This window comes from Verminephrobacter aporrectodeae subsp. tuberculatae, from assembly GCF_026127385.1.
Taxonomy (GTDB): Bacteria; Pseudomonadota; Gammaproteobacteria; order Burkholderiales; family Burkholderiaceae_C; genus Acidovorax; species Acidovorax aporrectodeae.
Window position 1 is genome coordinate 986,685 of record NZ_QZCX01000002.1, and the last position, 24,992, is coordinate 1,011,676.

The following is a 24,992-nucleotide window of genomic DNA, read 5'->3' on the forward strand; positions in this document are numbered from 1 at the left end:
GCAACGCAATCCACTTGGCATCATCGCAATATTCATCATCAGGGAACCCCCACATGGCCATCGAGCGCACCCTCTCCATCATCAAGCCCGACGCAGTGGCAAAGAACGTCATCGGAAAAATCTACGCACGCTTTGAAGCGGCTGGCCTGAAGATCGTCGCAGCACGCATGACCCACCTGTCGCATCTGGAAGCGCAGCAGTTCTACGCCGTGCACAAGGAGCGCCCTTTTTTCAAGGATCTGGTGGACTTCATGGTCTCCGGTCCGGTGATGATCCAGGTCCTGGAAGGCGAAAACGCGGTTTTCAAGAACCGCGAACTCATGGGTGCCACGGACCCCAGGAAGGCGGAAGCCGGCACCATCCGCGCCGACTTCGCCGACAGCATCGACGCGAACGCGGTGCACGGCTCCGACGCCGCGGAAACTGCCCGGGCAGAGGTCGCGTTCTTCTTCCCGGGACTGAGCATCTACTCGCGCTGATACCGCCATGCCGTCGTTTCCCATGCCGCATCCTGCCAGCAGCGCGGGATGCGCGCGCCATGGGGACGATGGCGTTCGGCTGCCATGAAAACCAATCTGCTGGAGTTTGACCTCGACGCGTTGGCCGCTTTTTGCGCGCAGTTGGGCGAGCAGCGGTTCCGTGCCACGCAGCTGTTTCGCTGGATTCACCAGCGCGGCGCGAGCGACTTTGGCGCCATGAGTGACTTGGCCAAGGCGCTGCGCAGCAAACTCGAGGGCTGCGCGCGGGTGGAGGCTCTGCCGCTCATCTCCGAGCAGGCAGCATCAGACGGTACGCTGAAGTGGCTGTTCGACGTGCGCGATGGCAACGCCGTCGAGGCGGTGTTCATCCCGGAAGACGACAGGGGGACGCTATGCGTTTCTTCGCAGGCCGGATGCGCCGTGGGCTGCCGTTTTTGCTCCACCGGCCATCAGGGCTTCAGCCGGAATCTGACGGCGGGCGAGATCGTCGCCCAGCTGTGGTTTGCCGAGCATTCCTTGCGCAAGCGCTTTGGCACCGCAGAGCGGGTGATCACCAACCTGGTGATGATGGGCATGGGCGAGCCCCTGCAGAACTATTCCGCGCTGATCCCGGCCCTGCGGGTGATGCTCGACGACCATGGCTACGGCCTGTCGCGCCGGCGGGTGACCGTGTCGACCTCGGGCGTCGTTCCCATGCTGGACCGCCTGGCACAGGATTGCCCCGTGGCCCTGGCGGTTTCCTTGCATGCCCCGAACGATCCGCTGCGCGACAAGCTGGTGCCGCTCAATCGCAAGTATCCGATCCACGAGCTGCTGCAGGCGTGCAAGCGCTATCTGGTGCATGCGCCGCGGGACTTCATCACGTTCGAGTACTGCATGCTCGATGGCGTCAACGACCAGTTGGCGCAAGCCCGGGAGTTGATCGATCTGGTGCGGGGCGCCGAAATCCGCTGCAAGTTCAACCTCATTCCTTTCAACCCATTCCCCGCGTCGGGGCTGTTGCGTTCGACGCAGAATCAGCTGCTTGCGTTTGCCAAGGTCCTGAGCGACGCCGGAATCGTCACCACGGTGCGCAGGACCCGCGGGGATGATATCGACGCGGCCTGCGGTCAGCTGGCGGGAGACGTCAGGGACCGCACCCGGGCCGCGCTGCGCATCGCAAGGCAGCGCACGATCGAGCTCAAACCGGTGGCTTGAGCGGGTCAACGAGAACACTTCGAGGAGACTCAACATGGTGCAATGGCTTGGACGCTGGCTGTATTTCGTCCGCTGGACGCTCACGGCATGCGGCGCAGTCGCATGCGTGCTGGCGCTGCCGGGCTGTGCGACGAAGAACGCGGACGCCGTCAACGACGCGAACGCCGGGCTGGTCACCCCCTCGGACGAGCCCGAGGTGCGGCGCCGGGCGCGCATCCGGCTGGAACTTGCGGCCAACTATTTCGAGACCGGGCAGACGACCGTGGCCCTGGACGAGGTCAAGCAGGCGCTCACGGCAGACCCCGCGTATGCCGATGCGTTCAACCTGCGTGGCTTGATCTACATGCGGCTCAACGACTTCCCGCAGGCGGAAGACAGTTTCAACCGCGCCCTGGCGCTGCGCAGTGGCGACCCCAGCCTGCTGCACAACTACGGCTGGCTGCTCTGCCAGCAGCGCAAATACGCGCAGGCGGACCCGTACTTCGTCCGGGCGTTGGCCAACCCGGCCTATACGGCACGCGGCAAGACGCTGATGGCGCGTGGACTGTGCCAGTCAGGTGCGGGGCAGTTTCCCGAGGCGGAGCAGTCCTTGCTCAAGGCGTATGAACTCGATGCAGCGAATCCGGTGGTGGGCTACCACCTCGCCGCTCTTTTGCTGCGTCGCAATGAGCTGCCCCGGGCGCAGTTTTATATTCGGCGCATCAACAACAGCGATTGGGCCAATGCCGAGTCCTTGTGGCTGGGAATAAAAATCGAGCGCGCGCTGGGGAGTTCCGTGGCGATGAAGCAGTTGGCAGACCAGCTGCGCAAGCGGTTTCCGGAATCGCGCGAGCAGGGCGCATACGAACGCGGGGCCTTCAGTGAGTGAGCGCATGGGTGACGGCCTGATGGGGCCCGGTCACTTCGATTCCCGGAGGACGCGTAAGTCTGGAGTCAGAAAAATTGCGTAAATCGGGTTTAATATTCGACGCATCAACAACAGCGATTGGGCCAACGCCGAGTCCTTGTGATCGGGGATCAGAATCGAGCGCCCCCTGGCTGGAGGCTCCGTGGCTATGAAACAGTGGACAGAGCAGTTGCGCAAGCGGTTTCCGGATTCGCGCGAGCAGGGCGCATACGAACACGGGGCTTTCAATGAGTGAGAGTGAGGCGGTGGCAAGTGAGGTGACGGCGGGTGGCCTGCTGCGGGAGGCGCGCCAGGCAGCAGGCGTGCATATTGCGGCATTGGCGCTGACACTGAAGGTCCCCGCAAGCAAGCTGGAGGCGCTGGAGGCGGACGAGCATGCGGCATTGCCGGACATGGTGTTCGCGCGGGCCCTTGCGTCCAGCGTCTGCCGGATGCTCAAGGTGGACCCGGCACCGGTTCTGGCACGGCTTCCGCAAAGCCGGAATCCCCCCATGTCGGCAAACCGTGCCGGGCTGAATGCCCCGGTGAAGGGCGGTGCGGGCAAATTTCCTGCCTTCTCCTACACAGCCCCCCAGATCGCGTCGCGTTTGGTGATGCTGCTCGTTCTGCTCCTGCTCGGGGGGGCTTCGCTGCTGTTTTTCATCCCGCGTCTGCAACAAGAGGGCGCCGTCATGCCGGCCCCGGACCTGTCCCCTCCCGATTCGGTGGGGGATGCGTCGATCACCGCCCTGCCTGCCGAAGGGGCTCTCGCGCAGGGGGATCTTGTTCCGGATTCTGTTCCAGTGGCTGCGGACGCCACTCCCGCGGCTGTTCCCGCATCGGGCGCGGCCAGCCCGGCATCGGCTCCTGCGGCGCTGGCCGAGTCTTCGGGCGTGCTGGTATTGCATGCCCGCAGCCTGTCCTGGGTTCGGGTGCGGGACGCCACGGGTGCATTTGCGTTGCAACGCAATCTGCTCGCCGGAGAGTCCGTTTCGGTTGCCGCGCCGATCCCATTGGACGTTGTAATTGGCCGGGCAGACGCCATGGACGTGACGGTTCGTGGCAAGCCCTTTGATCTCGCGCCTGTCTCGCGTGAAAACGTTGCTCGTTTCGAGGTGAAATAAATGATGAAAAACTCCCAAACCAAAATCCAAACCCAAACCGATTTCGAACCCATTGCGCTCGCATCTCCCCACCCCCGCCGCTCGCGCCAGGCGAAGATTGCCTGGGAATCGTGCGTCGTGACCGTGGGGGGCGATGCGCCCGTGCGGGTGCAGTCGATGACCAACACCGACACGGCGGACGCCATCGGCACGGCGATCCAGGTCAAGGAACTGGCCCAGGCGGGCTCGGAATTGGTCCGCATCACGGTGAACACGCCGGAAGCGGCGGCGGCCGTTCCCTCGATCCGCGAACAACTCGACAAGATGGGGCTGAGCGTGCCCCTGGTGGGGGACTTCCATTACAACGGGCACCGCCTGCTCACGGATTTCCCGGACTGCGCGCAGGCGCTTTCCAAGTACCGGATCAACCCGGGAAACGTCGGCCGGGGCGACAAGCGGGACCTGCAGTTCGGCCAGATGATCGACGCCGCGATGCGCTGGGACAAGGTGGTGCGCATCGGTGTGAACTGGGGCAGCCTGGATCAGGAGTTGTTGGCGGATTTGATGGACACCAACAGTCGCCGCAGCACGCCGTGGCAGGTGCGCCAGGTGATGTACGAGGCGCTCGTCAGCTCTGCGGTCGCGTCCGGGCGCCGTGCCGAGGAAATGGGCCTGAATGGCGATCAGATCATTCTTTCGTGCAAGGTCAGCAGCGTTCAGGACTTGATCGCGGTGTACCGTGAACTGGCGCAGCGCTGCGACTACGCGCTGCACCTGGGGCTGACCGAGGCCGGCATGGGGACCAAGGGGACCGTCGCGTCCACTGCCGCGATCGCGATCCTCCTGCAGGAGGGTATTGGCGACACCATCCGCGTGTCCCTGACCCCTCAGCCCGGGGAGGCCCGGACGCAGGAAGTCCTGGTCTCCTGCGAGATTTTGCAGTCGCTGGGAATGCGGGCCTTCGCTCCCAGCGTCACGGCCTGTCCCGGTTGTGGTCGCACCACCAGCACCACGTTCCAGGATCTGGCCAAGCAGATCGACGATTTCCTGCGGTCCCGGATGCCCGTATGGCGCGAGCGCTATCCCGGGGTCGAGAACCTGCGCGTCGCCGTCATGGGCTGCATCGTGAATGGCCCGGGCGAGAGCAAGCAAGCGGATATCGGCATCAGCCTGCCCGGAACGGGCGAGGCGCCCGCAGCGCCGGTCTACATCGATGGCGAAAAGACGACGACCTTGCGCGGGGACAATATTGCCAACGAGTTTCATGAGATCGTCGAGCACTACGTCGAAAAGCGCTTTGGCGTAGAAGAAGAAGCTCACGCCTGATCCCTTGCGTCCTTGCCGCCACCCGCTCGGGCGCGAGCCGGTGGCGGCCTCGACAAAAAACCTGCCGGACAGGGAAAGCCCCCGTGAGCAAAGAAAGAAATACCGCTTCACCCAGGCCGGAGAAACTGCTCGCGGTGAAGGGAATGAACGACATCCTGCCGCCCGAATCCGCCCGGTGGGAGTGGCTCGAAGCCAAGGTCCATGAATTGATGGCCCGGTACGCGTACCGCAGCATCCGCACGCCCATCGTCGAGCCGACGCCGCTGTTTGTGCGCAGCCTGGGCGAGGTCACCGACATCGTCGAGAAGGAGATGTATTCGTTCGAGGATCGTCTCAACGCAGAACTCCTGACCCTGCGTCCCGAGGCCACGGCCGGGGTCGTGCGCGCGGTCGTCGAGCACTCCATGCTCTATGACGGGGGCAAACGGCTCTACTACATGGGACCCATGTTTCGCCACGAGCGCCCGCAAAGGGGGCGCTATCGTCAGTTCCATCAGGTCGGAGCGGAGGCCCTGGGTTTCCCCGGCGCCGAGGTCGATGCGGAGTTGATTCTTCTGGCCCATGCGCTGTGGCGCGAACTGGGCCTGCAAGATGTCCGGCTCGAGATCAACAGCCTGGGCGAGCCGCATGAACGCAGGGCGCACCGCGCCGCCTTGATTGCCCATCTGGAGCGGCATATCGACGCCCTGGACGAGGAAGCGCGTCGCCGTCTGCACAGCAATCCTTTGCGGATACTGGACACGAAGAATCCGGCCATGCAGGCCATCGTCGAGGCGGCGCCCCGCTTGCTCGACTTTCTGGGCGACGCATCCCGGGCGCATCTCGACGCGGTGCAATCCATTCTCAGCGCCAATGGCGTGGCATGGACGGTCAATCCCCGGCTCGTGCGCGGAATGGACTACTACAACCTGACGGTTTTCGAGTTCGTCACCGATCGCCTGGGTTCGCAGGGGACGATCTGCGGTGGGGGGCGCTATGACTATCTCGTCGAGCAGGTCGGGGGCAAGGCGGCGCCCGCGGTGGGTTGGGCGCTGGGCATCGAGCGGGTGCTCGAACTGCTTGGGGAGCAGGGGCGGGCGCCGCCCGGCCTGGTGCCCGATGCGTACGCCATCATCCCCTGCGTTGCCGTTCTGCCCTTGGCCATGCGCACGATCGAGCGCTTGCGGCAGCAGGGCGTGAGCGTGCAGATGCACGCCGCGCCTGCGGGGGGCGAGGGAATGGGCAGCATGAAATCCCAGTTCAAGAAGGCGGACGCCAGCGGGGCCTTGTACGCGCTCGTGTTTGGCGAAGAGGAGTCCTCGCGGGGCATGGTGACCGTGAAGTCGCTGCGCGATGGTGTCGGCGCGCAGGTCGAGCGCCCGCTGGACACCATTGCCCAGTGGTCGGGCACCCTACAATCGGCCTGCTGAACAGACTATTCCTCCCATGGCCAATCACCTCGACCTCGAAGAACAAGAACAACTGGACCAACTCAAGCATTTCTGGAACCGCTGGGGCACCCTCATCGGCTCGGTGCTGGTTCTGGTGGCCGGTTCCGCGGCCGCGTGGAATGGCTACCAGTATTGGCAGAACCGGCAGGCGACGCAGGCGGCAGCGCTCTTTGACGCGCTCGACGCCGCAGCGCGCACGGGCGATCGGTCGCGCATGGAACAGGCCTTTGGCGACCTGAAATCCAAATATCCGGGCACTGCACAAGCGGGGCAGGCGGGCCTGGCCCTGGCCAAGGCCATGCAGGATGCGGGCAACGCCGATGGCGCGAAGCAAGCGCTTGGCTGGGTGGCGCAGCAGTCCACCGACGAGGGGCTCAAGGCCCTGGCCAGGCTGCGTCTGTCGGGCGTGCTGATGGACCAGAAAAACCATGAGGAAGCCCTCGAGCAACTCTCCGGCAGTTTCCCGCCTGAGTTTGCGCCCCTCGTTGCCGACCGTCGGGGGGACATCCTCGTCTTGCAGGAAAAACGCCCGCAGGCCATTGCCGAGTACACCAAGGCTTACCAGGGTTTCGAGGAAGGTGCGGAATACCGGCACCTTATCGAGTTCAAGCTGAACGCCCTGGGTGTCGCGCCGCAGGCTGCCGTCGTGGCTGCGGCCGCATCCTCTGCGGAGACCAAGTGAGCATGGCATCGATTGGCTACCCGTTCCTTGTGCGTGGCGCTGCGTGCGCGCTGCTTGCTGCGGCGCTGGCAGGATGTTCGTCGTGGGGCAGCAGCCCCCGCCCCGTGCCGGAAGATTTGGGGGCGAACGTCCCCATTCTCGGCGTTCACCAGGTATGGACCTCCCGCGTTGGCAGCGTTGCCGGGCTGCATCTGGAGGTCTCCGTTGCGGGCCATGTGGCGACGCTGGCCTCCGCCGACGGCGTGGTCGCTGCGATCGACGCGCGCACCGGCGGTGACGTCTGGCGCATTGCGCTGGGAGATCCATTGTCGGCGGGTGTCGGGAGCGATGGGCGTTTGGCGGCCGTGGTCTCGCGCGACAACGCGCTGATCGTCATCGACGCCGGTCGCCTGCGCTGGCGGGAGACCCTGCCCGCCCAAGTGTTTACGCCCCCTCTGGTCGCCGGTGGGCGTGTTTTCGTGCTGGCTGCGGACCGTTCGGTGTCCGCCTACGACGCGGCCACCGGGCGCCAGCTATGGGTCCAGCAGCGTCCCGGCGAGCCGCTGGTTTTGCGCCAGGCAGGGGTTCTTCTGGCGCGGGGCGACACCCTGGTCGTCGGACTGTCTGGTCGTCTCGTGGGATTCAACCCCGACAACGGCAACGTGCGCTGGGAGGCGCCCCTTGCGAACCCGCGGGGGACCAACGACGTGGAGCGCCTGGTGGAATTGGTCGGCCGCACCAGCAGGGTTGGAGACAGCGTGTGCGCGCGATCCTTCCAGGCCGCGGTGGGCTGCGTGGATACCGCAAGAGGCACTGTCGCCTGGACGCAAGCGGCCAGTGGTGCAGAGGGTGTTCACGGCGATGAGCAGGCGCTCTTTGGCACGGAAAGCAACGGCACGCTTGTCGCATGGCGCCGCAGCGACGGCGGGCGTTTGTGGACCAGTGACCGGCTCAAGCATCGGAAGCTGACGGCGCCCTTGCTGCTCGGACGCTCCGTAGTGGTCGGTGACGATGCGGGTCTGGTTCATTTGCTGTCGCGCACGGACGGTGCTTCGCTGAACCGCATCTCCACGGATGGATCGGGTATTGCGGCGGCGCCGGTGGTGGCCGCCGACACGCTGGTGTTCGTTACCCGCAATGGCGCCATTTACGGATTCCGTCCTGATTGACTGCCTTCGATGAAGCCAGTCATCGCTATCGTGGGGCGTCCGAATGTCGGCAAGTCCACGCTGTTCAATCGTCTGACCAAGTCCCGCGACGCCATCGTGGCCGACTTTGCCGGGCTGACACGCGACCGGCATTACGGCAACGGCAGGCAGGGCAGGTACGAATACATCGTCATTGACACCGGGGGCTTTGAGCCGGATGCGTCCGACGGAATCTACCGGGAGATGGCCAGGCAGACGCAGCAGGCGGTTGCCGAGGCCGACGTGGTCATCTTCGTCGTCGATGCCCGCGCCGGCGTGTGTGCCCAGGACCAGGACATCGCCAACTACCTGCGGCGCTCGGGCAGGCCGTGCGTGCTGGTGGCGAACAAGGCCGAGGGCATGCTCGAGGGCGCGCAACCGGCGCAGTTCTACGAACTGGGACTCGGGACGGTCTACCCGGTATCTGCGTCCCATGGGCAGGGGGTCCGCGACTTGGTGGAGGTGGCCCTCGACCCCCTGCATTTGCCGGAGCAGGACGCACCGGATGCGAACGCCGACAAGGGCACGATCCGGCTCGCCGTGGCGGGGCGCCCGAACGTCGGCAAGTCCACGTTGATCAATACATGGTTGGGTGAGGAACGGCTCGTCGTCTTCGACATGCCCGGAACCACCCGGGATGCGATCGTGGTGCCTTTTGAACGCAGTGGTCAGCGCTTTGAACTGGTGGATACGGCGGGACTGCGCCGCAAAGGCAAGGTCTTTGCGGCGGTCGAGAAGTTCTCGGTCGTGAAAACACTTCAGGCCATAGAGTCTGCGCATGTCGTGCTGCTGGTGTTGGACGCCACCCAGGGCGTCACGGATCAGGATGCCCATATCGCGGGATACATTTTGGAGAGCGGGCGCTCCGTCACGCTCGCCGTGAACAAGTGGGACGCTGTTGACGCCTACCAACGCCAGTTGTTGCAACGGTCCATAGAGAGTCGGCTGGCGTTCCTGAAGTTTGCCGCGCTGCATTTCATTTCGGCACAAAAGCGCCAGGGCCTCGGTCCGTTGTGGGCTTCCATCGTCCAGGCGTATCGCTCCGCAAATTGCAAGATGTCTACGCCCGTGCTGACCAGGCTGCTGCTGGAAGCCGTGCAGTTCCAAAGTCCCAAGCGGGCAGGCATGTTCCGTCCCAAAATGCGTTACGCTCACCAAGGCGGAATGAATCCCCCGGTGATCGTCATCCACGGGAACTCGCTGGAGCATGTGACGGATGCCTACAAACGTTTTCTGGAAGGGCGTTTTCGCAAGGCGTTCGATCTGGAGGGAACGCCGCTGAGGATCGAACTGAAAACTTCACACAATCCCTTTGTCAACAAGGACGAGGGTTGATGAGGCAAAGGCAGTGTTTGCGCAGGGCCATGTCTTGTCGCCCGCAAGACAACTGCGGGATTTGTGGTAAGGTGCGGTTTTAACAACAACGCTTTGAACACGGAGGATATCGTGAGCAATAAAGGCCAACTCTTGCAGGACCCCTTCCTCAACACCTTGCGTCGGGAGCATGTTCCGGTCTCCATTTATTTGGTGAACGGCATCAAACTGCAAGGGCAGATCGAATCATTTGATCAGTACGTGGTGTTGCTGCGCAATACAGTGACCCAGATGGTCTACAAGCACGCGATCTCCACGATTGTTCCGGGTCGCGCGGTCAACTTTTCTACGGCAGATGCCCCTGATGCAGACGGCAGCAGCGCCTGAGTCGTTGCCGCCCGGCTGCCGATTTTCGCGATCTTCGTTCCTGAGTCGGGCGCAACGAAAGGGCGGCGCGCTTTGAGCTCGGCCACATCTCCGCAGGAAGACAGCGCGGCCGTGCTCTTGGTCGGGGTGGACCTCGGCCTGCCCCACTTCGACGGCGATCTCGAGGAATTGGGATTGCTCGCGCAGACGGCGGGCATGCGCCCCGTCGCCCGCATTACCTGCAAGCGCCAGGCGCCCGATGCGGCGTTGTTCGTGGGCAGTGGCAAGGCAGATGAAATCCGGACCCTGGCGCAGATGCATGGCGCGGCAGAAGTGCTGTTTGACCAGTCTCTGAGCCCGGCGCAGCAGCGCAATCTGGAGCGCCACATCGAGTTGCCCGTGAATGACCGCACGCTCTTGATCCTTGAGATCTTCGCCCAGCGTGCGCGCAGCCACGAGGGCAAATTGCAGGTCGATCTCGCCAGGCTCCAGTATTCGAGCACGCGCCTGGTGCGGCGCTGGTCGCACCTGGAGCGCCAGAGCGGGGGGATTGGTGGGCACGGGGGCCCGGGCGAGAAGCAGATCGAACTCGACCGGCGCATGATCGGCGACGCCATCAAGCGAACCCGCGAGCGCCTGGAAAAGGTCAAGCGGCAACGATCGACGCAGCGTCGGCGGCGTGAGCGGCGCGATACCTTCAACATCTCGCTCGTGGGCTACACCAACGCGGGCAAATCCACGCTTTTCAACGCCTTGGTAAAGGCGCGTGTCTACGCCGCAGACCAATTGTTTGCGACCCTGGACACCACGACCCGCCAACTGTATCTTGCCGACGCGCAGCGTTCCGTATCCCTGTCCGATACCGTAGGGTTTATCCGGGACTTGCCGCACGGTCTGGTGGATGCCTTTCAGGCCACGCTCCAGGAGGCCGTGGACGCCGATTTGCTGCTTCACGTCGTAGACGCTTCAAGCCCGGATTTCCCTGAGCAAATGGCCCAGGTGCACCGTGTTTTGCATGAAATCGGGGCCGCTGATGTTGCGCAAATAGTGGTCTTCAACAAGCTGGACGCGCTTGTGGCCGAGCGACGCCCCCCGATTCTGCAAGACCGCTACGAGGTCGCCGGGCAACTGCTGCCACGCTTGTTCGTGAGCGCCCGAACGGGTGAGGGGCTGGATAATCTGCGGCGTACACTTTCGGACAAAGTGCTTGCCGCGCAAGCCGGCAGGCTTTCGGGCGACGGCGTTGAGTTGCCGGATGTCCGGCCCTGATCGGAAACAGATCGATTGACGCCACCAGAGAATCAGAGACTTCGCGCATGAATTTGCAAAAAACCACCCTGCGCTGGGCTTGGCTGCCGGAACGCATCCGGGGCATGCTCAACCTGAACGACCCGCGTTGGGGTCGAGGGGAAGACAAGCCGCCGCAAGAAGGTGAACGCCCCGAGGAGCCGCCACCCGCACCGCCGCCACCGCCCGGAAATCGGGGGAGCGGTCAGCGTCCGAAGAATGGACAACCGCCAGATCTCGACGAACTCTGGCGGGACTTGAATCGCAAACTGGGAGGCTTGTTTGGCGGCCGGAACGGCGGTGGCCGGCGGCCGGGCAACGGCGGCGGGGTCGAGCCCGGAATGAAGAGCGCCGGGGTGGGCGCCGGCTTGGTTGCCGCAATCGTCTTCGTCATCTGGATGGGCACGGGTTTCTTTATCGTCCAGGAGGGGCAGCAGGCCGTCATAACCCAGTTTGGAAAATACAAGGGCACCGTGGGAGCCGGTTTCAACTGGCGCTTGCCGTACCCCATAGAGCGCCATGAATTGGTCTTCGTGACCCAGATCCGCTCGACGGATGTGGGCAGCGACGCGACCATCAAGAGCACGGGGCTCAGAGGGTCGGCAATGCTCACGGAGGACGAGAACATCGTCGAGATCAAATTTTCCGTGCAGTATCGTTTGAACGATGCCCGGGCTTGGTTGTTCGAGAGCAAGAATCCCTCGGAAGCCGTCGTTCAGGCGGCGGAAACGGCTGTGCGCGAAGTCGTCGGCAAGATGCGCATGGATACTGCCTTGGCAGAGGAACGCGACCAGATTGCGCCCCGTGTCCGTATCTTGATGCAGACGATTCTCGATCGCTACAAGGTTGGCGTCGAAGTGGTGGGAATCAATCTGCAGCAGGGCGGTGTGCGCCCGCCGGAGCAGGTGAAGGCGTCTTTTGACGACGTGTTGAAGGCCGCTCAGGAGCGCGAGCGGGCCAAGAATGAGGCCCAGGCCTACGCGAATGACGTCATCCCGCGCGCGACCGGTTCCGCGTCCCGCCTCGAGCAAGAGGCCTCCGCGTACAAGGCGCGCATCGTGGCGCAGGCGCAAGGGGATGCGCAGCGCTTTTCTTCGGTTCTGGCGGAGTACCAAAAGGCCCCGCAAGTCACGCGCGACCGGATATATCTGGACGCGATGCAGCAGATTTACGGCAATGTGACCAAGATTCTGGTGGACTCCCGCCAGGGCTCCCAACTGCTGTACCTGCCGCTCGACAAGATCATGCAAGGCGCCGCGGGGGGCGCTGCCCCGGTCGATTCCTCGGCTGCGGGTGCGGCTTCCTCGGCGGCGCCGGCGGCGCCGGCGGCCCCTTTTTCGAATGACCCCCGGGCGCGCGACAGCAGCCGCACCCGGGACCGTGAATCGCGCTAGGAGCAAGTCGTGAACAGAGTCGGATTCATTGCCTCCGCCTGCCTGGTGGTGCTTGCCCTGATGAGCTCCATGCTTTTCGTGGTGGATCAACGCCAGTTCGGCGTGCTTTATGCGTTGGGCCAGATCAAGGAAGTGATCACCGAGCCGGGCCTGAACTTCAAGCTGCCCCCGCCGTTCCAGAACGTGTCGTATATCGACAAACGCCTGCTGACGTTGGACAGCATGGACACGGAGCCGGTGCTGACCGCCGAAAAGCAGCGGGTGGTGATCGACTGGTACGTGCGCTGGCGCATCTCCGAGCCCACGGAATACATCCGCAACGTGGGCCTGGACGAGAGTGCCGGCGCCATGCAACTCAACCGCGTGGTGCGCAACGCCTTTCAGGAAGAGATCAACCGGCGCACCGTCAAGGAACTTCTCTCGCTCAAGAGGGAGGCCTTGATGGCGGACGTCAAGCGCGAGGTTCTCGACACCGTCCGTGGCGCCAAGCCATGGGGCGTGGACGTCGTGGACGTGCGCATCACCCGCGTGGACTATGTGGAGGCCATTACCGAATCCGTGTACCGCCGCATGGAGGCAGAGCGCAAGCGGGTGGCGAACGAACTGCGCTCCACCGGCGCTGCCGAGGGGGAGAAAATCCGGGCCGATGCGGATCGACAGCGTGAGGTCGCGATAGCCAATGCATACCGGGACGCGCAGAAGGTCAAGGGCGAGGGCGACGCGGAAGCTGCGCGCATCTATGCCGAAGCCTTTGGCCGTGACCCGCAGTTCGCACTGTTTTATCGCAGCCTTGAAGCCTATAAGTCGAGTTTCAACAAAAAGAGCGATGTGCTGGTGCTCGATCCCTCGTCGTCGGACTTTTTCAAAGCCTTCCGCGGGCCTGCGGCAGGCCAGGCACCCGCTGCGCGCAAGTAGCGACAGAGCCCGCCCCGGCCCGGGTCGTTGGTGCGTCGGCGCGCGCCAGTTCAATGGGGATGGACTTTTTCCTGCAGCCAAACCTTGATGAGCGATTGGTACGGAACGTCGCGCGCGTTGGCCGCCGTTTTGATGGAGTCCAGCAGGTGCTGAGGCAGCCGAAGGGAGATCGTCTTGGTCGTCGGCTTCAAGTTGGGCAACGACACCTTCCGGGCCTTGGACCAGTCAAAGTGTTGGGTGGAATCGTTGGCCTCCCAGTACGCCCGCTCGTCTTGCTCGCTGGCGAAATGAGGAGGCGGCTTCAATGCGGTCTTAGTGGGCTTGGTCATAAATTACTCGCTCTTTTCGGTGCATGTCTCTGGCAGAGATCACGCGAATCAGTGGGTCCGCCTTCCTCAACGTGAAGGTGATGTGCAGTACACGCCCTGCATCGGTCTTGCCCAAAGCGTGCATGCGAGGTTCCCGTTGGCTGTGGCTCGTGTCTTCCAGAAGCAGGAGCGGTGTATTGAAGAACACCTGTTCCGCCTCTGCCATGGAGACGTCATGCTTGTCTTGGCTTTTGCGGGCGTTGCCGGCGTCCCAGTCGAAGCCACTGATCTTGCTGAGGTCAAGCATTTTTGTATATTACCATAGTATACAAGCGGCAGCAGCGCCAGGTTTTTTCAGACGCTCGGAGGTCTCTGGGGCTTGGCGCCTAGAATGCCCCCGCCCCACCCCCCGAAAGACTGCCTCCATGACCCAGGGACTGATCCGCATCCGCGGCGCGCGCCAGAACAACCTCAAAAACCTGGACTTGGACATCCGCACGGGGGAGCTTACGGTGGTCACCGGCCCCAGTGGCTCGGGCAAGTCCAGTCTGGTTTTCGACACGCTCTACGCCGAGGGCCAGCGGCGCTATGTGGAAACCTTCAGCGCCTATGCGCGCCAGTTTCTCGAGCGCATGGACCGGCCTGCCGTGGACCGGGTCGATGGCGTGCCCCCGGCGATCGCCATCGACCAGACGAACCCGGTGCGTTCGAGCCGCTCCACCGTGGGCACCATGACGGAGCTCAACGACCATTTGAAGCTGCTGTTCGCGCGCGCGGGCCAGCTGTTCGACCAGCACACGGGCCAGCCGGTGCGCCACGATTCGCCCGAGACGATTTATGCCGAGTTGCAGCGGCGCTGCGCGCGGGCGGGCGACCCGCGCATCGTGCTGACCTTTGTGGTGGAACTGCCTGCCGATACCTCGGCCGGGCAGCTCGCGCAATGGCTGTCGGCCGGCGGCTTTACCCGGGTGCAGGCCGAGCACGCAGTGAGCACGCCGACCGGGCCGCGCAGGCAGCTCGACGTGGTGGCCGACAGCCTGCGCCTGGGCAGCGCCGAAAAGGCCCGGGTCATCGAGGCCATCGAGCTCGCGCTCAAGCGCGGCAGCGGGTTGCTGACCGTGTACTGCCCGCTCGAAGCGGGCGCGCCCGCGCTGTGGCGTTTTTCCACGGGCCTGCATTGCCCGGACAGCGGGCTGCGCTACGGCGAGCCGATTGCGGGGCTGTTTTCCTTCAACTCCGCCGTAGGCGCCTGCGCGTGCTGCCGCGGCTTTGGCCGGGTGATCGGGGTGGACTACGGCCTGGTCATCCCGAACGGCGGGCTGACGCTGCGCGCCGGTGCCATCAAGCCGATCCAGACCCCGGCCTGGAAAGAGTCGCAGGACGACCTCATGCGCCACGCCGAGACGGCGGGAATCCCGCGCGACACGCCCTGGCGCCAGCTCACCGAGGCACAGAAGCAATGGGTCATCGGCGGCGCGCCCGGCTACCGGGACGGGCAGTGGAACCGGCAGTGGTACGGCGTCGGGCGCTTCTTCGAATACCTGGAGAGCAAGGCCTACAAGATGCACATCCGCGTGCTCCTGTCCAAGTACCGCAGCTACACCACTTGCCCTGTCTGCGCGGGCGCGCGCCTGAAGACCGAGAGCCTGCTGTGGCGCATGGGCAGCCAGGATGCGGCCGACGCGGTGCTCGACCCTGGCCAGCGCTTCATGCCCGAGGGCGTGCAGTGGAGCCGTGCGCAGCTCGAGGCCCTGCCCGGTCTGTGCCTGCATGACCTGATGCGGCTGCCCATCGAGCGGCTGCGGCGTTTTTTTGCGCGCATCGCTGGCGCGGAGCATGCTGGCGCGGGCGGTGCGGGCGAGGCCCAGGCGCTGAAACTGTTGTTTGAGGAAATCGGCACCCGCCTCAAATACCTGTGCGACGTGGGCCTGGGCTATCTGACGCTTGATCGGCAAAGCCGCACCCTGAGCGGCGGCGAGGTGCAGCGCATCAACCTCACCACGGCGCTGGGCACCAGCCTGGTGAACACGCTATTCGTTCTCGACGAGCCGAGCATCGGCCTGCACCCGCGCGACATGCAGCGCATCACCGAGGCCATGCTGCGCCTGCGCGACGCGGGCAATACGCTGGTGGTCGTCGAGCACGACCCGGCCGTGATGCTCGCGGCGGACCGCATGATCGACATGGGTCCCGGCCCGGGTCGCCAGGGCGGGCAGATCGTCTTCGACGGCAGCATGGCGGATCTGCGCCACGCCGACACCTTGACGGGCGCCTACCTGAGCGGGCGCAGGCAGGTGGGTCCGGGCTTGCGGCGCCTGGTGACCGAGGCCACGCCGCGCCTGATCCTCGAAGGTGCGCGCGAGCACAACCTGCAAGGCATATCGGTCGGCTTTCCGCTGCAGCGCCTGGTCACCGTCACCGGCGTCAGCGGCTCGGGAAAGTCCAGCCTGATCCAGGACGTGCTGGCCCCGGCGCTCATGCGCCACTTTGGCCGTGCCAGCGACAGTCCGGGCGCGCACGAGCGCATGCTCGGCGCGGAGCAGCTCGCGGACGTGGTGTTCGTGGACCAGTCGCCCATCGGCAAGACCGCGCGCTCCAACCCCGTGAGCTACGTCGGCGCCTGGGACGGAATCCGTGCGCTGTACGCCGCGGCGCCGCTGGCGCTGCAGCGCAGCTACGGCGCGGGCAAATTCAGCTTCAACAACGGCGACGGGCGTTGCCCCGGCTGCGGCGGTTCGGGCTTCGAGCATGTGGAGATGCAATTCCTCTCCGACGTCTACCTGCGCTGCCCGGACTGCGACGGTCGGCGCTACCGGCCGGAGATTCTGGAGGTGCGCATCGAGCGCGGCGGCCGCAGCCTGAACGTGGCCGAGGTGCTGGCGCTCACCGTGGCCGAGGCCTGCGCGCTGTTTGCCGGCGACCGCGAGGTGCTGCGCGCGCTGCAGCCCATCGTCGACGTGGGGCTCGAATACCTGGCGCTGGGCCAGCCCGTCCCCACCCTCTCGGGCGGCGAGGCGCAGCGCCTCAAACTCGCAGGCCATCTGGCCGAGGCCGCCAAGAGCGCGGCCCCGTCGCGCCAGGCGGTGGCGCGCAAGGGCACGCTGTTCCTGTTCGACGAGCCCACGACGGGGCTGCATTTCGACGACATCGCCCGGCTCATGCGCGCGCTGCGCAAGCTCGTTGACGCGGGGCATTCGCTGGTCGTGATCGAGCACAACCTGGACGTGATTCGCGCCAGCGACTGGCTCATCGACCTGGGCCCCGAGGGCGGCGACGCCGGCGGGCGCATCGTCGCCGAAGGCCCGCCCGAGGAGCTGCGCCAGCACGCCAGCTCGCACACCGGCCAGGCGCTGCGCGACTACGAGCGGACCCTGGGCGTGGGGGGCCACGTGGTGCAGGAGGCCGGGCCGCGCAGGCCGCCTGCGCGGCAGGCGCCGGCTGCGCCAGACGCGATCCAGATCGTGAACGCCAAGGAGCACAACCTCAGGAGCCTGAGCGTGGACATTCCGCACGGCAGGTTCAGCGTGATCACCGGCGTGAGCGGATCGGGCAAGTCCACGCTGGCCTTCGACATTTTGTTCAACGAGGGCCAGCGCCGCTATCTGGAAAGCCTCAACGCCTACGCGCGCAGCATCGTGCAGCCCGCGGGGCGGCCCGAGGTGGACGCGGTGTACGGCATCCCGCCCACCGTGGCCATCGAGCAGCGCCTCTCGCGCGGCGGGCGCAAGTCCACCGTGGGAACGAGCACCGAGGTCTGGCATTTTCTGCGCCTGCTGTACGTGAAACTGGGCACCCAGCACTGCGTGCGCGACGGCACGGCGGTGCAGCCGCAGACGCCCGAGAGCATTGCCGCCCAGTTGCTCACGCAGTTTCGCGGCCAGCACATCGGGCTGCTCGCGCCGCTGGTGCTGCACCGCAAGGGCGTATACACCGAGCTTGCGGACTGGGCCCGCGCGCGCGGCCACAGCCATCTGCGCGTGGACGGCGAATTCCTGCCCACCACCCCTTTCCCGCGCATCGACCGCTTCAAGGAGCACACCATCGAGTTGCCCGTCGCCAGCCTCGACGCTGCGCCCGGGAACGAGGCGCTGCTGCACCGCGCGCTGGCCGAGGCGCTCACGCACGGCAAGGGTGTGGTGCATGTGCTCGGCAGCCTGGGCGGCCTGCGCGCCGCCATGGCCGGCGGCCGGTCCACGGCGGGAATCGGTCCGCTGCAGGTGTTCTCCACCCGGCGCGCCTGCCCGGTCTGCGCCACCTCGTATGCCGAACTGGAGCCACGCCTTTTCTCCTACAACAGCCGGCACGGCTGGTGCCCCGACTGCGTGGGAACGGGCCTGAAGCTGAGCCGGGAGCAGCGCAAGCTGTTCGACGACACGCAGCCCGATGACCGGGAAAAGGGCCGCGAGCGCAGCTTTGCCGAGCCCGAGCCCGAGGTCGAGGACCTGGCCGACAGCGCCTGCCCTGGCTGCCGCGGCACGCGCCTGAACGCGACCGCGCGCGCCGTGCGCTTCGCGGGCGTGGCCATCACCGACATGGCCGCGCTCCCGGTGAGCGACATGCGCCGCTGGGTCGAGGGGCTGCGCAGCGCCGGCGGCATGACCCGGCGCGAGGCCGACATCGCCCGCGACCTGCTGCCCGAGATCCAGAGCCGCCTCGAATTCCTCGAAGCCGTCGGCCTGGGCTACCTCACGCTGGAGCGGGGCGCGCCCACGCTCAGCGGTGGCGAGGCGCAGCGCATCCGCCTGGCCGCGCAACTGGGCGGCAACCTGCAGGGCGTGTGCTACGTGCTCGACGAACCGACCATCGGCCTGCACGCGCGCGACAACCGCATCCTGCTCGACGCCCTGCACCGGCTCGGGGACAGGGGTAACACCCTGGTGGTGGTCGAGCACGACGAAGACACCATCCGCCGCGCCGAGCACATCATCGACATTGGCCCGGGCGCGGGCCGGCGCGGCGGGCGGCTGGTGGCGCAGGGCAGCGTGGCGGACGTCAGCGCGGCCAGCGATTCGCAAACCGGCCGCTACCTGCTGCACGCCATGCGGCACCCGCTGCAAGCGCGCCGCAGCATGGCGCCCGAGGCCGAGACTGTGGCCGTGGGTGCCGAGGCCGGCGCGCCCACGGCGATCCGCTGGCTCAGGGTGCACGGCGCGCAATTGCACAACCTGCAGAACCTGAACGCCGCCGTGCCGCTGCAGCGCCTGGTGGCCGTCACGGGCGTGAGCGGATCGGGCAAATCCACGCTCGCGCGCGACGTGCTGCTGGCCAATGTGCGGGCCTGGGTGCAGCAGCGCAGCACCCGGGCCGGGCGTGAAGCCATGGACGCGGGCCGGGCGCCGCCGCTGGTCGGCTGCACGGGGTTGTCGGGCTTCGAGAGCATAGACCGCGTGCTCGAGGTGGACCAGACGCCGATCGGCAAAACACCGCGCTCCTGCCCCGCCACCTACATCGGCTTTTGGGACAGCATCCGCCAACTGTTCGCCGAAACGCTCGAAGCCAGGGCGCGCGGCTACACGGCCGGGCGCTTCAGCTTCAACATCGGCGCGGGCCGCTGCCCCGGCTGCGAGGGCGCGGGCCTGCGCACCATCGAGATGAGCTTTCTGCCCGACGTGAAAGTGCCCTGCGAGACCTGCCATGGCGCGCGCTTCAACCCCGAAACGCTGGCCGTCACCTGGCGTGGCAAAAGCATTGGCGAGGTGCTGTGCATGGAGGTGGACGAGGCCGTGGAGTTCTTCGCCAGCCAGCCCGGCATTGCGCACCCGCTGCAACTGCTGCGGGACATGGGCCTGGGCTACCTGACGCTGGGCCAGGCCTCGCCCACGCTCTCGGGCGGAGAGGCACAGCGCATCAAGCTGGTGAGCGAACTGAGCAAGGTGCGCGACGATATTGGCCGCCGGGGGCGGAAGGCGCCGCACACGCTCTATGTGCTCGACGAGCCCACGGTGGGCCTGCACATGGCCGACGTGGACAAGCTCATCCGCGTGCTGCACCACCTGGTCGATGCGGGCCACAGCGTGGTGGTCATAGAGCACGACCTGGACGTGATCGCCGAGGCCGACTGGATCATCGACCTGGGGCCCGAGGGCGGCCAGCAGGGCGGGCGCATCGTCGCCGCGGCGGTGCCGCAGGAGCTGGTGCGCCAGGGCACGCACACCGGGCAGGCGCTCGCGGCGGTGCTCGCGCGCTGAGGTGCTGAGCGGCGCCGGGGCGCGGCCGCAGGGCCTGCCCCGCTACACTGCATTCCCATGCGCATCGTCCACACCATCGCCGAGCTGCGCCAGGCCCTTGCGTCCTGCCGGCACCCGGCCTTCGTTCCCACCATGGGCAATCTGCACGACGGGCATCTGGCCCTGGTGCAGCTGGCCAGGCCGCTGGGTGACGTGACCGTGGTCAGCATTTTTGTGAACCGCCTGCAGTTCCTGCCGCACGAGGATTTCGACAGCTATCCGCGCACCTGGGAGGCCGACTGCGCCCGGCTGCGCGACGGCGGTTGCGACCTGTTGTTTGCCCCGCGCGAGCGCGAACTCTACCCCCGGCCCCAGACCTTCCGACTGCAACCCGACCCGGCGCTGGCGGACCTGCTGGAGGGGCAATTTCGTCCCGGCTTCTTCGGGGGGGTGGGCACGGTGGTGCTCAAGCTCTTTGCCTGCGTGCTCGGCCAAACGGGTGGCACGGCGGTGTTCGGCAAGAAGGACTACCAGCAGCTCATGGTGATCCGCGAGATGGTGCAGCAGTTCGCGCTGCCCATCGAGATCGTTGCAGCCGAGACCAGCCGTGCCGCGGACGGCCTGGCGCTGAGCTCGCGCAATGCGTACCTGAACCCGGACGAGCGCCGCGAGGCCGTGGCCCTGCCGCAGGCGCTGCAGCGGCTGGCGCAGCGCTGGCTCGATGCCCCGGCCCAGGGCCCGGCGCTGGAGCAGCAGGCCCTGGACGCGCTGCGCGCCCGCGGCTGGCAGCCCGACTACCTGAGCGTGCGCCGCCGCGCCGATCTGCAGACTGCCACGGCCGGCGACGCGCCCGGCACGCTGGTGGCACTGGGCGCCGCGCGGCTTGGCGGGACGCGGCTCATCGACAACCTGGAGTTTTGAGACGCGGGAGGACTGCGCCCGTTGCATGCGGCGTGGCGCGCGCCGCTGTGTGCTACGCCGCAAGCAGGGCGCAAAAGCGTGCCAGGTCCACATTCCCGCCGCTGATGAGCACACCCACGCGTTGGCCCTGGAGTTCCTGGCGCATGGCGCGCGCCGCCGCAAAGCCCAGGCAGCCCGTGGGCTCGACGATGAGCTTCATGCGTTCGGCGAAGGAGCGCATGCCGTCGATCAGCTGCGCGTCGGTCACGGTGAGGATGTCGTCCACGTCGCGGCGGATGATGGGGAAGGTGAGCTGCCCCAGATGCTGCGTCTGCGCGCCGTCGGCAATGGTTTCCGGGGTGTCGATATGCACGATGGAGCCGCTGCGAAACGAGCGCTGGCCGTCGTTGCCCGCGGCCGGCTCCACGCCGTAGAGCGTGCAACCGGGCGCGAGCGCGCGCGTCGCCAGGGCGCAGCCCGAGAGCAGCCCGCCGCCGCCCAGGCAGACGAAGAAGGCGTCGAGCGGACCCACCTCCTCGAACAACTCCTTGGCGGCCGTGCCCTGGCCCGCGAGCACATCGGCGTGGTCGTAGGGCGGGATCAGCGTCAGGCCATCGCGCTCGGCCAGGGCGCGGGTGATCTGCTCGCGGTCCTGCGCATAGCGGTCGTAGAACACCACGCTGGCGCCGTAGCCCTGCGTGGCGGCGATCTTGCTGGCAGGGGCGTCCTGCGGCATGACGACGGTCGCGGGAATTCCCAGCTCGCGCGCCGCGAGCGCAATGCCCTGCGCATGGTTGCCCGACGAGAAGGCGATCACGCCCGCCCTGCGCTGCGCCGCGTCGAACCGGGCGAGCGCGTTGAACGCGCCGCGGAACTTGAACGCGCCCATGCGTTGCAGGTTCTCGCATTTGAAGAACAGCCGGGCGCCCAACTCCGTGTCGATGCTGCGCGAAGTCAGCACCGGTGTGCGGTGCGCATGGCCGGCAATGCGGCCCGCGGCGGCCACGACGTCGTCGTAGGTGGGCGCAGGGAGGGTGGTCATGGGTGGGGTTCGGTAGAGTGCGGTTTGGCTTCGGTAATTATCCATTGCGTTGCGCCATGAAACTGATGTGTCCCCCCGGGGTAACGACGCGCAGCGGATCGGGGACCTTCTGGCGAAAAATGGCGCGCTGCCTCACCCCTGCGGTGGGTCATCGGCCGGGCGTTTGAAGAATGCGTCCAGCAGCGGAATCAGCGTCGGGAAGTCCTGCGCAAACCGCTGCCGGTTCACAAAGTAGGCCTCGCAGCTCACGGCGAAGAACTCCGCCGGCGCGGCGGCGCCGTAGGCGTCCAGCCAGGGGCGTTCGGCGCCGAAGCGGTCGGCGAGGGTGACGCGCTCGCGGAACTGCGCGTAGGCCGGCTCCCAGACTGCCCACCAGGCCTGGCGTGCGGCGCGGAAGCTGCGCGTGCCGAGAAAGCCCGCGGGCAGGGGCGGGCAGCCGTCGGGTTGGCCGCTGCGCATGTCCAGCTTGTGCACGAATTCATGCAGAACCAGGTTGGCGCCGCGCGCCGTGTTCTCGTCCGTGTGCGCGCTGTGCTGCCAACTGAGCATGACCGGGCCGCGCTCCATGGCCTCGCCGAGCAGCACCTGGCGCTGCGTGTGCACCACCCCGGCTGCGTCCACCGTCTGGCGCCGCGCCAGCGCCGCGTCGGGGTGCAGCACGATGCCCACGAAATCGCCGTACCAGTCCAGCGCCCTGGCCGGCGCGCCCCAGTGCAGCAGGGGCAGGCAGGCCTGGGCCGCGATGTCCACGGCCATCGCGTCGCTCACCACCAGGCCGTGCACGCCGTGGAACTCCTTGTGCCGCAGGAACAGGGCGCTGAGCGTGCGCAGTCTGCGTTTTTCGGGCAGCGGCAGCGCGGCCAGAAACGGGTGGCGTTGCAGCGTATCCAGCCACAGCGCGGAAGGGATCTCGGGCCGGGGCGCGACGCGGGCGCAAACGCGGTGCCAGAGTCGGCGCACAAGGGGCGGCATGGCGAGATCCGTTTGGGGGCGGCAATCCCCGGGTCAGGGCAGGGCGGCCAGCCGCTGCCACCCCGCCGCCGACAGGCGCAGGGCCTCGGCGCGCGCCGGCGTCGCCGCCGCGTCCCAGTCGCTGAGCACCAGCCGTTGCAGGCCGGGCGCCAAGGCGTGCTCGGCCGGCTGGTGCGTGTGGCCGTGGACCAGGGTGCGTGCGTCGGCGGCGTTCAGCCAGGCGATGGCGGCGGCGGCATCCACATCGGCGCAGGGCGCGCCCAGGCGTTTGCGCGCCTCGCTCTCCTGGCGCATGCTGCGTGCCTGCGCCCGGCGCACGGCCAGGGGCTGCGCCAGAAAGCGCTGCTGCCATGCGGCGCTGCGCACCTGCAGGCGAAAGCGCTGATAGTCCCGATCTTCCAGGCACAGCAGGTCGCCGTGGCTGAGCAGGATGCGCTGGCCACCGAAGACCAGCACGGCAGGGTCCGCCAGGGCGGCTATGCCGCAGTGCCCAAGAAACGCGGCGCCGGCCAGAAAATCGCGGTTGCCCTGCATGAACCACACGGGCAGGCGCCGCGCGGCGGCCTGCAGGTCCGCACAGACCCGGGCCTCGAAGCTGCCGGTCTCGTGCAGGGCGTCGTCACCCACCCAGACCTCGAACAGGTCGCCCAGGATGAACAGGGCATCGGCCGGCGTGGTCTGCAGGTAGTGCTGCCAGAGGGATCGGGTGGACACGCGGGCGTCCGGCGCGCCGGCCTGCAGGTGCAGGTCGGAAATGAAATCGACCCTGCGCCAGTGCGCAGGCGCGCAGAGCACCTCGAACCGGGGAACGCCCGTGTGCACAGGAATCGCTCTCAGCCCAGGACAGTGGCCTTTTCGATCACGACATCGTCCTTGGGCACGTCGTCGTGCCAGTCCTTGCGACCGGTTTTTACGGCCCTGATCCGGTCCACCACCTCGGTGCCCGCGACCACCTTGCCGAACACGGCGTAGCCCCAGCCCTTGTCCGACGGCGCGGTGTGGTCCAGGAAGCCGTTGTCGGCCACGTTGATGAAGAACTGCGCGGTGGCCGAGTGCGGCTCGCCCGTACGCGCCATGGCCACGGTGTAGGGGGCGTTTTTCAGGCCGTTGTCGGCCTCGTTGCGGATTGGCGCATCGGTCGGCCGCAGGAGCATGCCGGGCCCGAAGCCACCGCCTTGCAGCATGAAGCCCGGGATCACGCGGTGAAACAGGCTGTTGTCGTAATGGCCCTTGTCCACGTAGGACAGGAAGTTCTGCACCGACTGGGGCGCCTTGGCCGGGTCGAGTTCCAGGGTGATGACGCCGTAGCCGGTAATGTGCAGTTCGACTTGGGGATTGTGCATGGGTGAGGATTTTTTCATTTCACCAGGGTGGCGGAGTCGATGGTCACGGGGGTGATTGGCACGTTCTGGAGCGCGCCCTTGTTGCCCGTGGGGACGACCCGGATCTTGTCGACCACCTCGGTGCCGCTGAGCACCTTGCCGAACACGGCGTAGCCGTGGCCGTCGGGGTTGGGGGCGTCGAGCGAGGCGTTGTCCCGCACGTTGATGAAGAACTGCGAGGTGGCCGAGTTGGGCTCTCCGGTGCGCGCCATGGCGACGGTGTAGCGCAGGTTCTTCAGGCCGTTGCTGGCTTCGAGCGGGATTGGCGACCGGGTGGGCTTGAGCTGCATGTCGGCCGTGTAGCCGCCGCCCTGGATCATGAAGCCGTCGATCACGCGGTGGAACACGGTGCCGTCATAGTGCCGCGCCTTGACGTAGGTGAGGAAGTTCTCCACCGTCTTGGGCGCCTTGTCGGGGTCGAGCTGGAGCACGATTTCGCCCATGGAGGTGAGTAGCCGGACCTTGGGGGCATTCTGTGTCTGCCCGGGTACTGCTGCTTTTTCAAACTGAAGAATGAGTACCTTGGTGGGGGTATCTTGCGCTTGCGCGGGTACTGCTGCGAACAGCGCGTTCAGCGCCAGGCTGGCAAGCGCCAGGGTGGAATTTCTTCTGCAAATCATCCAATCACTCCTTTGAAAAAAACACGGTGTTCATGCAGGCCCGGTGCGGGCGTTGG

22 protein-coding genes are annotated in these 24,992 nt (G+C 66.4%); 15 read left to right on the forward strand and 7 right to left on the reverse strand.

The window, feature by feature from the left end; all coding sequences use genetic code 11:
• Window positions 1-53: 53 nt before the first annotated feature.
• The 13 genes from ndk (at window position 54) to hflC (ending at window position 13,545) form a co-directional block, all read left to right on the forward strand.
• On the forward strand, window positions 54-479 hold the full coding sequence (gene ndk, locus D5041_RS12525) for a nucleoside-diphosphate kinase (protein WP_265284862.1): 426 nt from the start codon (window positions 54-56) through the stop codon (window positions 477-479).
• An 84-nt stretch (window positions 480-563) separates the two neighbouring features.
• Window positions 564-1,676 carry a dual-specificity RNA methyltransferase RlmN gene (rlmN, locus tag D5041_RS12530; RefSeq protein ID WP_265284863.1) on the forward strand — a complete coding sequence of 371 codons (1,113 nt, stop codon included), beginning with the start codon at window positions 564-566 and terminating at the stop codon, window positions 1,674-1,676.
• 34 nt (window positions 1,677-1,710) lie between these two features.
• Window positions 1,711-2,544: a type IV pilus biogenesis/stability protein PilW gene (gene pilW, locus D5041_RS12535; protein ID WP_265284864.1), complete on the forward strand. Its 834-nt coding sequence runs from the start codon at window positions 1,711-1,713 to the stop codon at window positions 2,542-2,544.
• A 266-nt stretch (window positions 2,545-2,810) separates the two neighbouring features.
• Complete coding sequence (locus tag D5041_RS12545; RefSeq protein ID WP_265284865.1) at window positions 2,811-3,686, forward strand: helix-turn-helix domain-containing protein; 876 nt, start codon at window positions 2,811-2,813, stop codon at window positions 3,684-3,686.
• Window positions 3,687-4,991, forward strand: a complete 1,305-nt coding sequence (ispG, locus tag D5041_RS12550; protein WP_010105112.1) for a flavodoxin-dependent (E)-4-hydroxy-3-methylbut-2-enyl-diphosphate synthase — start codon at window positions 3,687-3,689, stop codon at window positions 4,989-4,991.
• A 143-nt stretch (window positions 4,992-5,134) separates the two neighbouring features.
• A complete protein-coding gene (gene hisS / locus D5041_RS12555) occupies window positions 5,135-6,400 on the forward strand; it encodes a histidine--tRNA ligase (RefSeq protein ID WP_265285088.1) in 1,266 nt (421 codons plus the stop codon).
• Between the two features lie 16 nt (window positions 6,401-6,416).
• Entirely contained in the window at window positions 6,417-7,103 is a 687-nt protein-coding gene (locus D5041_RS12560) for a YfgM family protein (protein ID WP_265284866.1), read from the forward strand.
• 2 nt (window positions 7,104-7,105) lie between these two features.
• The gene (bamB, locus tag D5041_RS12565; RefSeq protein ID WP_265284867.1) at window positions 7,106-8,251 is read left to right on the forward strand and encodes an outer membrane protein assembly factor BamB; all 1,146 of its coding nucleotides are present in this window, start codon (window positions 7,106-7,108) and stop codon (window positions 8,249-8,251) included.
• Window positions 8,252-8,260: 9 nt separating this feature from the next.
• Window positions 8,261-9,604, forward strand: a complete 1,344-nt coding sequence (gene der, locus D5041_RS12570) for a ribosome biogenesis GTPase Der (protein WP_265257162.1) — start codon at window positions 8,261-8,263, stop codon at window positions 9,602-9,604.
• Between the two features lie 111 nt (window positions 9,605-9,715).
• The gene (gene hfq / locus D5041_RS12575) at window positions 9,716-9,970 is read left to right on the forward strand and encodes an RNA chaperone Hfq (RefSeq protein ID WP_010105116.1); all 255 of its coding nucleotides are present in this window, start codon (window positions 9,716-9,718) and stop codon (window positions 9,968-9,970) included.
• A 72-nt stretch (window positions 9,971-10,042) separates the two neighbouring features.
• A complete protein-coding gene (hflX, locus tag D5041_RS12580; protein ID WP_010105117.1) occupies window positions 10,043-11,218 on the forward strand; it encodes a GTPase HflX in 1,176 nt (391 codons plus the stop codon).
• 47 nt (window positions 11,219-11,265) lie between these two features.
• Window positions 11,266-12,630: an FtsH protease activity modulator HflK gene (hflK, locus tag D5041_RS12585; RefSeq protein WP_265284868.1), complete on the forward strand. Its 1,365-nt coding sequence runs from the start codon at window positions 11,266-11,268 to the stop codon at window positions 12,628-12,630.
• A 9-nt stretch (window positions 12,631-12,639) separates the two neighbouring features.
• Window positions 12,640-13,545 carry a protease modulator HflC gene (gene hflC / locus D5041_RS12590; RefSeq protein WP_265257160.1) on the forward strand — a complete coding sequence of 302 codons (906 nt, stop codon included), beginning with the start codon at window positions 12,640-12,642 and terminating at the stop codon, window positions 13,543-13,545.
• 50 nt (window positions 13,546-13,595) lie between these two features.
• On the opposite strand, the gene D5041_RS12595 is transcribed toward hflC, so the two are convergent.
• Together D5041_RS12595 and D5041_RS12600 are read right to left on the reverse strand one after the other, a co-directional pair.
• Window positions 13,596-13,874, reverse strand: a complete 279-nt coding sequence (locus D5041_RS12595) for a BrnA antitoxin family protein (RefSeq protein ID WP_029554401.1) — start codon at window positions 13,872-13,874, stop codon at window positions 13,596-13,598.
• Window positions 13,858-14,160 carry a BrnT family toxin gene (locus tag D5041_RS12600; protein WP_010105121.1) on the reverse strand — a complete coding sequence of 101 codons (303 nt, stop codon included), beginning with the start codon at window positions 14,158-14,160 and terminating at the stop codon, window positions 13,858-13,860. The genes D5041_RS12595 and D5041_RS12600 overlap by 17 nt, the downstream gene beginning before the upstream one ends.
• Before the next feature lie 118 nt (window positions 14,161-14,278).
• Between D5041_RS12600 and uvrA the strand changes: the two genes are divergently transcribed.
• A complete protein-coding gene (uvrA, locus tag D5041_RS12605; RefSeq protein ID WP_265284869.1) occupies window positions 14,279-20,041 on the forward strand; it encodes an excinuclease ABC subunit UvrA in 5,763 nt (1,920 codons plus the stop codon).
• A 57-nt stretch (window positions 20,042-20,098) separates the two neighbouring features.
• Complete coding sequence (gene panC, locus D5041_RS12610; protein ID WP_265257158.1) at window positions 20,099-20,941, forward strand: pantoate--beta-alanine ligase; 843 nt, start codon at window positions 20,099-20,101, stop codon at window positions 20,939-20,941.
• 52 nt (window positions 20,942-20,993) lie between these two features.
• Here the strand turns inward: panC and D5041_RS12615 are convergent, their stop codons facing one another.
• The 5 genes from D5041_RS12615 to D5041_RS12635 all read right to left on the reverse strand — a co-directional run bounded on the left by D5041_RS12615 (window position 20,994) and on the right by D5041_RS12635 (window position 24,936).
• Window positions 20,994-21,962, reverse strand: a complete 969-nt coding sequence (locus D5041_RS12615) for a threo-3-hydroxy-L-aspartate ammonia-lyase (RefSeq protein WP_010100976.1) — start codon at window positions 21,960-21,962, stop codon at window positions 20,994-20,996.
• Between the two features lie 132 nt (window positions 21,963-22,094).
• Window positions 22,095-22,934: a M90 family metallopeptidase gene (locus tag D5041_RS12620; protein ID WP_265281231.1), complete on the reverse strand. Its 840-nt coding sequence runs from the start codon at window positions 22,932-22,934 to the stop codon at window positions 22,095-22,097.
• A gap of 33 nt (window positions 22,935-22,967) precedes the next feature.
• On the reverse strand, window positions 22,968-23,756 hold the full coding sequence (locus D5041_RS12625) for a UDP-2,3-diacylglucosamine diphosphatase (RefSeq protein ID WP_265257157.1): 789 nt from the start codon (window positions 23,754-23,756) through the stop codon (window positions 22,968-22,970).
• Between the two features lie 11 nt (window positions 23,757-23,767).
• Window positions 23,768-24,277 carry a peptidylprolyl isomerase gene (locus tag D5041_RS12630; protein WP_265284870.1) on the reverse strand — a complete coding sequence of 170 codons (510 nt, stop codon included), beginning with the start codon at window positions 24,275-24,277 and terminating at the stop codon, window positions 23,768-23,770.
• A gap of 14 nt (window positions 24,278-24,291) precedes the next feature.
• Entirely contained in the window at window positions 24,292-24,936 is a 645-nt protein-coding gene (locus D5041_RS12635; RefSeq protein ID WP_010100984.1) for a peptidylprolyl isomerase, read from the reverse strand.
• Between the last annotated feature and the right edge of the window lie 56 nt (window positions 24,937-24,992).